Consider the following 4,036-nt stretch of genomic DNA (forward strand, 5'->3'; position numbering starts at 1 on the left):
TACGATAATCTGATTAGATTATCATCTCACACAGGTCATTTTGGATCGGTGAAAGGTGGACATTTTAAATCGGTGCTGACAGGCAGAACGTGAAATCGCCTTATGTACCGGTTTTTGAGTACTTACAAGTAGCGAAATGTCGGCAGGCTTCAATAACACTCAAGTCATTGAGGGCGGGCACGCTGCTGAAGTTGGAGTTGACGGAGTATATGAGCGCCCCGGTTTGGCCATCAAGCTGGTCAAGCAGACCTGTATCAGATTTAAGCAGAGTCTCAAGATTATCGATTTGATCATTAATTTCTTTTTGACGGGCGATGCTGTTCCGGAGACGGGTGCGAGCGCTATCGATATCTTGAAGGTCGATGAGCCTTTGCTCCCGCTCCTGTTTATAGTCAGTCAGATAATCAATGACTGCTTGAGGGCTGCTACTCTGAACCACGGGCGTGGTAGAGCTTAAGGTTTTTTCGGCTAGCTCGACTTTTTCACTGGCCGTCTTTTTTGTTTCAGAGGCTACACCAAGAGAAATTTCAACTGCTCTGAATTCATTGTTAAGTAGAGTTCTCTCCTTCCTTAGACCCTCTATCTTTTCGCTGATAGATTGAAGTTGTTCGCCGTTTTCAGCAGTCACTGTGCTGTGGTAGGCCTGCTGGTTCAAGGCTTTCTGGAATAGTAAGCGTAGGTCATTAGTTACTTTTGTTTTGAGTGACGCATACTTATCACACTCTGTAGTGAGGCTATTCCAAGTGGGTTTATGGTTTTTTAGTCGCTGAATATGATCCTGCTTCCCCCTCAGTTCTTCCCGCTCTTCTTGGATGCGCTCAAAGTCGATCTCAGATTTGTCCTTGGATGAACTCATGGAGCTGCTGATGACACTGGCCACGGCTTTGGCCAGCCCATTGCCTTTCGGAAGAAGGCCTGCAGATAGTTGGAGTAATGTCTTAAGGGCCGCAATTGATGAGTCGGAAACATTACCGAGTGGCACCAGACAGTATTGTGTATCGATGCGACCAACCTGTACCCGGTTGTAAAGCTGTTCTCGCAGATCACTACGATGAATTTGCTTTGAGCCACCCAAATCGAGCAAAGCTTTCTGAACGTCAGTGAAACCAATATCAAAACGTGGAGCTCCTTCGCCAGCATTGGCGGGATTTTGTTTATCCCAAAACAGGTGCTCTATTTCTGCATAAGGCTTAGGTACTGCAATACGTCCATATCCCAACTGATCTTTGCTTTGGTGTAGCACTACACAGAAGGTGTGCTTCGGGTTAGTTGCTTCCAAAATGATGTAGCTATCAGGGGATGGAAAGTAATACTTAAAGGACTCAATGCCAGAATGCTCTTTCCCGTTGGATTGAAACCCAAATTTGCTACCACAATCATTAAAATTTACCTCCGGTAGGAGAAAGAGCAGAAACGCATGAAGTAGGCTGGTTTTGCCGTTGTTGTTCCCACCTAAAATGGCGCAGGAGGTGTCAATGGGCAGCTCAATGTACGCGGCGCTGGCTGAATGAACAAGAACGATCTTGTTGAAGCGATACTCTTTGGCATCAGCAAAAGCATCAAACGTGGTCATAGTCGCATGGTTCCAAAAGATAAACTTCCTGCTCAAGGGTGAGCTCTGCATTAACAAGCTTAACGATGATGGGTGATAGTCTTGGCTCTTCGATAGATAGTTTCTGGAGCTTTTCGGACTCTTTTGGGGGCATGTGGCGGGATGATATGGACAAGTAAAAATCTATATCATCGGGCACAAGAAATTTACCAAAGTTGCCAAGTTTCTTTGCCAGGCGTGACGCAATGGCTAGTCCTTCGTAATCCAAATCAGGAAGGACATGAATACATTTAAAGCGCTGGAAGAACTCAATGCACTCTTCTTTTTCTGCAGCACAGCCTCCCCCCCAAATCAAAACGAGTGGGTCTGCAGTATCCAGAGAACACGCCCTAGTAATAAAACGTCGGGTTTCGCTGCTGTAGAGGAAGTTTTCCAGATTTTCGACAATCACCGCATCGTGATCAAATTCGCTTTCTTCGAAAGGAAAGATCCACTCTCCTTTACTTAAGGCCGTTGCACATACGGGTTGTTCTGAATATGGAATTGATATGTTGAGCAAAGAGGCTCGACTCTTGGCATCGTGGCTGTGACCAGACAAGGCAGCTGTTGCCTTGGATCTTAGGTCTTTCATTGGGTAAAGGCGTCTCAAGACATCAAAATCTGTCTGGTTGGTGATACTCACGTGGGTCAATCCCTTACCCGAGTCTGGTGCAAGAATGCGCTCTATCTCAGGTGGGCTAAAACCCTCCTTAAGAAAAGCATTTACCAAGGTAATCCATCTGATGGGTTCTCCGTTTGCAACCTGATTCAGTATGGAAGCGATCTTATGGCTCATGCGTCTTAATCACCAAACCTCTAAAAATGCTATCATCGTATCAAATGATACGAATAACATCAAAGATGGGTATCATATTTGATGTTTGGTGGTTTTGTGTTACCTTCATAGCTCGAAACCTGAAAGGCTGTGACTGATGAATTTTGGAGTAGTGATTGGTGGATTCCGCTAACGTGTGCCCGCGGCATGTCTTCATTGATCAGATGCTTTACTTTACAGGTAGATTGTCTCGAAGTGACCTGGTCGCTGTCTTTGGGGTAGGTGTGGCCACAGCAAGCCGGGATATTGCTACCTTTCTGGGCAGTTTGAAGGATCCCAGTTGTGTGGTCAGTCGTGGTAGAGAAGGTTATTGGGCAAGTGAAGGGTATAACCCCAAGTTTAATCATGATCCTGAAGTGGTGTTGAACCTAATGACGAAGTCCTTGGTGCAGCACTGGGTTGATCGACCCAATTATGGATATGACCAACCATTGACCTACAGACCGCTTGAAGCTGAGGTTATAGCACCCATTACTCGTGCTTTGGTTATACAGGAGCCTGTCCGACTTCTATATCAAACGTCTGGTCGCAATGGGTTGGAGCGCATCGTTGTACCTGTTGCTCTTTTCGTTGCTAGTGGGTTCCGCTATGTCCGTGTGTATGAAATTGACCGTCAGCGCTTTATCACACTAAAGCTGACCAGGGTTATATCTTCAAAACTTGAGCACCATATGCAGCCAATTAGTGTTCCTGTCGATGAGGAGTGGACGAGGGAAGTTATCTTATCGATAGGAGCTCATTCTAATCATCCATCGAAGGAAAGCATTGAACGTGATCATGGCTTACCTCGTGATGGGATAAAGAACTTTTCTGTGATAGCAGGTTTTGCTGGGTATTTACTTGCAGAATGGCGTGTCGACTGTTCTGGTGCAGGTCTGTTGGATCCTATCCAATACCCGTTTGCATTAGTTAATAGGCATGAGCTCGAAGGAGTAGATTCTTTAGCTATTGCGCCAGGGTATCAGGCCACTCATCATAGTTTTACTATTGTTATCAGTGGTGTTGAAAAAATCACTAGCGACTTAGAGGAGACTGTTTACAAGTCAGGGTGCAGTGATGGGGTGCTTTCTGAGAAAGATGGTGTTGTATCTTTGGATTTCAACAGAACGCACATTAGTTTTGATCAGGCTATTGGTTCAGTGTTAAGGCAGCTATCCAACAGTGGCTTAGAGCAATTGAAAGTTATTTTCCAGAAATGATTTTTAATATCTAAACGAGAATCATTATATGTGGCATTGAGTCAGGGTATTATGGCTCAACAGTAAATTCTTCGCGGACAATCTAAACGTAAGGTGGTCATAATTTGATCCGCTTTTTCTGCTTATATAAAGAAGTTATTTGATGAGCTAACCATCCATTGACTTTTTCCTGTTGCTGACGGCAACATGACACTTATCACAACCAAGAACAATAAGCGGCCGTTACGAAATGATGATAGAGAGTTGTATGGTTGACGTTTTTTATTCACCTGCCCTGATCAAGATGATATGCGATGGCTTTGGTAGCAGTTAAGTAAATTATTCATGAAATTCCTTAACTCCCGCTTAACGATCTGAAGAAGTAAGGCTAAATTGAATGAAGAGAGCGTCCCCTGTGCTCTTCAGGCAAAA

The 4,036-nt window shown here is 44.6% G+C and carries 3 protein-coding genes; 1 reads left to right on the top strand and 2 read right to left on the bottom strand.

The window, feature by feature from the left end; genetic code table 11:
* Nucleotides 1–100 precede the first annotated feature (100 nt).
* Complete coding sequence (locus tag ABD892_RS11420) at nt 101–1,573, bottom strand: AAA family ATPase (RefSeq protein WP_345195793.1); 1,473 nt, start codon at nt 1,571–1,573, stop codon at nt 101–103.
* The gene (locus tag ABD892_RS11425; protein WP_345195794.1) at nt 1,560–2,234 is read right to left on the bottom strand and encodes a hypothetical protein; all 675 of its coding nucleotides are present in this window, start codon (nt 2,232–2,234) and stop codon (nt 1,560–1,562) included. Before ABD892_RS11425 ends, ABD892_RS11420 begins: the two co-directional genes overlap by 14 nt.
* A gap of 326 nt (nt 2,235–2,560) precedes the next feature.
* Between ABD892_RS11425 and ABD892_RS11430 the strand changes: the two genes are divergently transcribed.
* Complete coding sequence (locus ABD892_RS11430; protein ID WP_486329643.1) at nt 2,561–3,625, top strand: WYL domain-containing protein; 1,065 nt, start codon at nt 2,561–2,563, stop codon at nt 3,623–3,625.
* Nucleotides 3,626–4,036: the final 411 nt, after the last annotated feature.

Origin of the sequence: Kistimonas scapharcae (assembly GCF_039540975.1) — a bacterium.
Classification (GTDB): domain Bacteria; phylum Pseudomonadota; class Gammaproteobacteria; order Pseudomonadales; family Endozoicomonadaceae; genus Kistimonas; species Kistimonas scapharcae.

Coding starts and splice junctions, on each gene's coding strand:
- ABD892_RS11420 (WP_345195793.1), bottom strand. CDS start 1,573: ATGACCACGTTTGATGCTTTTGCTGATGCCAAAGAGTATCGCTTCAAC.